We start from the raw sequence: 6,404 nt of genomic DNA on the forward strand, positions 1-6,404 counted from the left end.
GGCACGGCCAGGGCCACCACGGCGCCGCTGCGGGCGTCCAGCACCGGCGAGCCGGCCGGCACCGCGACGCCGGCGACCACCGGCGGGTCGAGCAGCAGCACCCCGCCGACCCCGCCGTACCCGGCCCCGGCGGCACCCAGCAGACCGCAACGCAGCGCCACCACGCGCCCGTCCTCGCCGGCCAGCGCGGGCAGCAGCACCTCGCGCCCGGCCCCGAGGGCCGCGACGGGCAGCGGCGGCACGGGCAGCCCGCCGACCGCGTCGGTGCGCAGCAGGGCGAGCCCGTGCCCGGGCAGCGGCAGTACGGCGTCCGGGCCCAGCACCCTGGTCTGCCCGCCGGGGGTGTGCAGGACGATCCGGTCCAGGCCGGTGACGCTCTCGTGGGCGGTGAGGACGGTGCCCTGCGGGTCGGCGACGAACCCTAAGCCGTGCAGTCGCCCGTTGAGGTCGCGGATCCGCAGCAGGTACCGCCCCGGGTCTCCCGCCACGCCGTCGCCGTCCAGGAATCCCGGCATTCGCACTGCCCTCCCCGCAGGCCGGACGGCCCGGGGGCGGGCTCGTCACGGCGACCTGCTCGCCGTCGGGGAGCCTGCCCGCCCGGGAGGCGGCCCCACCGCGCCTGCGCCGCTCACCACGGGCGTTCACCTCGCGCGCTCCCCCGGGCGGGTGACCCGTCCCTCGCCGGAACGAACCTCCGGACCTCACCCGGAACCCCGGACCTCGCCGAAACACCCCCCGAACGAGCGAAACCCCTCCCGGGACGACTCCCGAACGAGCGAAACCCCCGCCGGAAGACTCCCGACGGGGGTGACGCGTGCGCTGCGGGGCGTCAGCCGACGAAGACCGCGACCGGCTTCGCCTGCCCGCCCGTCTCCTCGACCAGCGCGAGGAAGCGCCCGTCCGGCCCGAACACCGCGATCGGCCCGTCCACGCCCAGCCCGGGCGCCTTGAGCCGGGCACCGTGCGACAGCTTCTCCGCCTGCGACTCGTCCAGGTCCCAGCGCGGGAAGGCGGCGGCCGCGGCCTCCCCGATCGGCAGCACCTGCAGCCCCGCCGGGGACTCGCCGGTGACCGCGGCCTCCAGCTGCTCCAGGGTGTGCGCCGACTCCACCGAGTACGGCCCGACCCTGGTGCGCCGCAGCGCGGTGAGGTGGCCGCCGACGCCGAGCCCGGCGCCCAGGTCGCGGGCCAGCGCCCGGATGTAGGTGCCGGAGGAGCACTCGACGGTCACGTCCAGGTCGATCACCGGCGTGCCGTCCTCGGCGAGCGCCGCGCGCTGTGCGTGCACGGTGAAGGAGTGGATCGTGGTGGGCCGGGCCGCGAGCTCGAAGTCCTCGCCCTCGCGCACCCGCGCGTACGACCGCTTGCCGTCGATCTTGATCGCGCTGACCTTGGAGGGCACCTGCATGATCTCGCCGGTGAGCACGGCGATCCCGGCGTCGATCGCCTCCCTGGTCACCCCGTCGGCCGGGGCGGACGCGGTGACCTCGCCCTCCCGGTCGTCGGTGACGGTGGTCTGGCCGAGCCGGATGGTCGCCTCGTACGTCTTGGCGGTGAGCATCAGGTGGCCGAGCAGCCGGGTGGCCCGCTCGACGCCGATCACCAGCACGCCGGTGGCCATCGGGTCGAGCGTGCCGGCGTGCCCGACCTTCCGCGTCCCGGCCAGCCATCGCAGCTTGGCGACGACCCCGTGGGAGGTGATGCCCTCGGGCTTGTCGACGATCACCAGGCCGTCCGGGCCGGTGCCTTTGCGCTTCATCAAGTTCTTTCTCTAAAAAGCGGTCAAGAGATGATCAACGTACCGGTCGCAGCGCGCTCCGGAACCGTTCGACCACCGCGGCCACATCCTCCCGGGCGCTGAACCCGGCCGCGAAGACGTGCCCGCCGCCACCCAGCTCGGCGCAGGCGGCGGCGACGTCCACCGCGCCCTTGGAACGCGAGGAGCCCCGCAGCGTGCCGTCCGGGTCCTGCTTGAGCACCAGCGCCACCTCGGCCTCGGCCGGGCGGCGCAGGATGTCGATCAGCCCCTCGATCTCCTCGACCGTGACGCTGAACAGCACCAGGTCCTGGTACGGCACCCAGGTCCACACCAGGCCCAGCCCGCCGGCCGCGTCCGGCTCGTAGACGGCCCGGTCGAGCGCGCCCGCGAGCACCTTGAGGTAGCCGAAGGAGGAGGTGTCCCACAGCTGCCGGGAGATCAGGTCGTGCCGGATGCCGGTGGCCAGCAGCCGCCCGGCGAGTTCGTGGGTGGCGGGCGTGGTGGCCCGGTACTTGAACGAACCGGTGTCGGTGGCGACGCCGGTGTACAGGCAGGTGGCCAGGTCCTGGTCGAGTTCGACGCCGAGCCGGCGCAGCAGTTCGTCGACCAGGACGGCGGTGGCCGGCGCGGTCGGGTCGATCAGCTGGTGGGTGCCGAAGCCCGGATTGGAGGCGTGGTGGTCGATCACCACCAGCACCGGCGCGGCGAAGGCCTTGCCGTGCAGCAGGCCGAGCCGGCTCTCCGCGGCCACGTCGAAGCAGAGCACCAGCTCGGGGACGTCCGGCACCTCGGCGGCCGGCACGATCAGCTCCTGGCCGGGCAGGAAGGCCAGCGACTCGGGCACGATCTGCGGGTCGTCGCCGAAGGAGACCCGCACCCGCTTGCCGAGCCCGCGCAGCGCCAGCGCGGCCGCCAACGAGGAGCCCAGGGCGTCGCCGTCCGGGCAGATGTGGCAGATCAGGTCGATCGACCGGGCCCGCCCGATCTCCGCCACCACCTGCTGCCAGAGCAGCTCGAAACCGCTCTCCTCGGTGCGCGGCCCCGGGAGCGCCACGAGGGCGTCCTCCACCGTGCTGGTGGAAGACGCCCCCGTGGTCGAACCGGCTCGCGAGGCGGCCTTCGCCGGCTCACCCGCCATGACTACTCGTCCTCGTCGTCACGCTCGGCCGCCGGAACCTTGTACGGGTCCGCCTCGCCGGCGTAGGTCGCGCCCGCGGCGGTGGTGCGCACCGCCGCGTCGATGGCCTTGGCCCGGTCGAGCAGGTCGTCGATGTTCCGGGCGTTGTCCGGCAGCGCGTCCGCGACGAAGGTCAGCGTCGGGGTGAAACGCACCCCGATCTTGCCGACCTCGGAGCGGATCACGCCCTTGGCGCTCTCCAGCGCTGCGGCCGTGGCCTCGCGCTCGGTCTCGTCGCCGAAGACGGTGTAGAAGACGGTGGCCTCGCGCAGATCCCCGGTCACCCGGGTGTCGGTGATGGTCACGAACCCCAGTCGCGGGTCCTTGACCCGCCGCTCCAGGGTCTGGGCGACGACCACCTGGATGCGGTCGGCGAGCTTGCGCGCCCTTGCGGTGTCGGTCACGTTGCCTCCTCGTGCAGTGGGTCCGGCATTCGGGTGAGCTGCGCACCCTTCGGGGCCCACGCCCCAAAGTACCGGCCCGCGCCCGGCCTTGCGGGCGCTCTGGGTCCTGATCCGTGTGAGAACGGCGACTTCCGCCGACCGCCTCCACGGCTCTCATTCATCGTCGTCGTTGTGGTACCTCCTCCTCGCGGAGAGGAGCTGCACCTCGGGGCGGCCGGCGACCAACCGCTCACAGCTGTCCAGGATCTCGGTGACGTATCCGGCATCGCCGGCCACCACCGCGAGGCCGATCTCGGCCCTGCGGTGCAGATCCTGGTTCCCGGTCTCGGCAGCGCACACGCTGTACTTGCGCTGCAGTTCGGCCACGATGGGCCGCACGATCGAACGCTTCTCCTTGAGCGAGTGGACGTCGCCCAACAGCAGGTCGAAGGTGAGTGTTCCCACGAACATGTATGACAGGTCTCGCCGACCTGGAAGGCCTCGGGGGGGGGCAGCCCGGAACCGGGCTGCCGGTACTAGGTCTGAACGCTGCGGCATCTGAACGCTGCAACATCAGAACTACCCCGGACCCTACACAGCGAGACCGGGGCCGGTCGACGGAAATACCACCCGTCGACCGGCCCCGGCTTTCACCGACTACGAACGCGGCTTCTCGCGCATCTCGTAGGTCTCGATGATGTCCTCGACCTTGATGTCGTTGAACGACCCCAGGGTGACACCGGCCTCGAAGCCCTCGCGGACCTCGGTCGCGTCGTCCTTGAAGCGGCGCAGACCCTCGATGTTGAGGCTCTCCGCCACGACCTTGCCGTCGCGGATGAGGCGGGCCTTGGCGTTGCGGCGCAGCAGGCCCTCGCGGACGATGACACCCGCGATGTTGCCGAACTTGGAGGAGCGGAACACCTCGCGGATCTCCGCGGAGCCGAGGCGCACCTCCTCGTACTCGGGCTTGAGCATGCCCTTGAGGGCGTTCTCGATCTCCTCGATCGCCTGGTAGATGACCGAGTAGTACCGGACGTCCACGCCTTCCTTGTCGGCCGCGGTACGCGCACGGCCTTCGGCGCGCACGTTGAAGCCGATGATGATGGCGTCCGAACCCATCGCCAGGTTGACGTCGGACTCGGTGATCGCACCCACACCGCGGTGCAGGATGCGGAGCTCGACCTCCTCGCCCACGTCCAGCTTGACGAGGGCGTCCTCGAGGGCCTCGACCGAACCGGAGACGTCACCCTTGATGATGAGGTTGAGCTGCTCGATCTCGCCGGCGGCGATGGCCTTGTCCAGGTCCTCCAGGGACACCCGGACCCGACGCTGCGCGAAGGCGGCGTTGCGGTCGCGGGCCGAGCGCTTCTCGGCGATCTGACGGGCGGTGCGGTCCTCGTCGACGACGATGAAGCTGTCGCCGGCGCGGGGCACCGAGGTCAGACCGAGCAGCAGCACCGGGCGGGACGGGCCGGCCTCGGCGAGGCTGTTGCCGTTCTCGTCCAGCATCGCGCGGACGCGGCCGTAGGCGTCGCCGACCACGATCGAGTCGCCGACGCGGAGGGTACCGCGCTGCACGAGCACGGTCGCCATGGCGCCGCGGCCCTTGTCGAGGTGGGCCTCGATGGCGATACCCTGCGCGTCCTGCTCGGGGTTGGCCCGCAGGTCGAGCGAGGCGTCCGCGGTGAGGACCACGGCCTCCAGCAGCTGCTCGATGTTGAGGCCCTGGCGCGCGGAGATGTCGACGAACATGGTGTCGCCGCCGTACTCCTCGGCCACCAGACCGAACTCGGTCAGCTGACCGCGGACCTTGGTCGGGTCGGCGCCCTCGACGTCGATCTTGTTGACGGCGACCACGATCGGCACACCCGCGGCCTTGGCGTGGTTCAACGCCTCGACCGTCTGCGGCATGACACCGTCGTTGGCCGCGACCACCAGGATCGCGATGTCGGTGGACTTGGCACCACGGGCACGCATGGCGGAGAACGCCTCGTGACCCGGGGTGTCGAGGAAGGTGATCGGGCGCTGCTCGCCGTTCACCTCGGTGACGACCTGGTAGGCACCGATGTGCTGGGTGATGCCACCGGCCTCGCCGGCCACCACGTTGGACTTGCGGATGGCGTCCAGCAGGCGGGTCTTACCGTGGTCGACGTGACCCATGACGGTGACGACCGGCGGGCGCGGGGCCAGCTGGTCCTCGTCGCCCTCGTTCGCACCGAAGTCGATGTCGAACGACTCCAGCAGCTCGCGGTCCTCGTCGTCGCGGCTGACGATCTCCAGGATGAAGCCCATCTCGCCGGCCAGCAGCTCGAGGGTCGCGTCGGAGACCGACTGCGTCGCGGTGACCATCTCACCGAGGTTGAACATGACGGAGACGAGCGCGGCCGGGTTGGCGTTGATCTTCTCCGCGAAGTCCATCAGCGAGGCGCCGCTCGACAGGCGAACGGTCTGGCCGTTGCCGCGAGGCAGCATCACACCGCCGACGGACGGGGCCTGCATGGCCTCGTACTCCTGGCGCTTCGCCCGCTTCGACTTGCGGCCACGCGCCGGGCGACCGCCCGGGCCACGACCGAAGGCGCCCTGCGTGCCACCACGGGCACCCGGGCCGCCGGGACGACCACCGAAACCACCGGGACGCGGGCCGAAGCCGCCGCCACCACCGGGGGCACCGCCACCGGGACGCGGACCGCCGAAGCCGCCGCCACCGGCCGGACGCGAGCCCGGACCGGCCGGACGACCCTGGAAGCCCGGACGGGCGCCACCGGCACCCGGACCACCCGGACGGCCACCGGGGCCACCGGGGCCACGGCCGCCGGGGCCCGGACGCGGGCCCGGAGCCGGACGCTGCGGCATCATGCCCGGGTTCGGGCGCGGCATGCCGGACGGGGACGGGGCGCCGGGGCGCGGACCGGCCGGACGCGGCATGCCGTCGGGACGCGGACGGTCGCCACCGGGACGCGCGGCGCCACGGTCAGCGCCGGGAGCACCAGCGGGACGCGGACGGTCGCCACCGGGACGCGCGGCGCCACGGTCGGCACCGGGAGCACCGGCGGGACGCGGACGGTCGCCGCCCGGACGCGCGGCG

General features: G+C 72.6%; 5 protein-coding genes and 1 pseudogene. All 6 read right to left on the minus strand.

Going from position 1 to position 6,404, the window contains the following annotated elements:
* Nucleotides 1-515 (minus strand): annotated as a pseudogene (locus ACFVHI_RS36745) (hypothetical protein); the annotation flags it as partial.
* A gap of 314 nt (nt 516-829) precedes the next feature.
* Nucleotides 830-1,759, minus strand: a complete 930-nt coding sequence (truB, locus tag ACFVHI_RS36750) for a tRNA pseudouridine(55) synthase TruB (protein ID WP_380346381.1) — start codon at nt 1,757-1,759, stop codon at nt 830-832.
* A gap of 34 nt (nt 1,760-1,793) precedes the next feature.
* A complete protein-coding gene (locus tag ACFVHI_RS36755; RefSeq protein WP_380346383.1) occupies nt 1,794-2,897 on the minus strand; it encodes a bifunctional oligoribonuclease/PAP phosphatase NrnA in 1,104 nt (367 codons plus the stop codon).
* Nucleotides 2,898-2,899: 2 nt separating this feature from the next.
* On the minus strand, nt 2,900-3,340 hold the full coding sequence (gene rbfA / locus ACFVHI_RS36760; protein WP_063347621.1) for a 30S ribosome-binding factor RbfA: 441 nt from the start codon (nt 3,338-3,340) through the stop codon (nt 2,900-2,902).
* Nucleotides 3,341-3,493: 153 nt separating this feature from the next.
* On the minus strand, nt 3,494-3,790 hold the full coding sequence (locus tag ACFVHI_RS36765) for a DUF503 domain-containing protein (protein WP_063347622.1): 297 nt from the start codon (nt 3,788-3,790) through the stop codon (nt 3,494-3,496).
* A 186-nt stretch (nt 3,791-3,976) separates the two neighbouring features.
* Nucleotides 3,977-6,404 (minus strand): translation initiation factor IF-2 (gene infB, locus ACFVHI_RS36770; protein ID WP_380346385.1); only part of this gene is annotated, 2,428 nt, incomplete at its 5' end.

Origin of the sequence: Kitasatospora sp. NPDC127121 (genome assembly GCF_042677305.1) — a bacterium.
Classification (GTDB): Bacteria; Actinomycetota; Actinomycetes; order Streptomycetales; family Streptomycetaceae; genus Kitasatospora.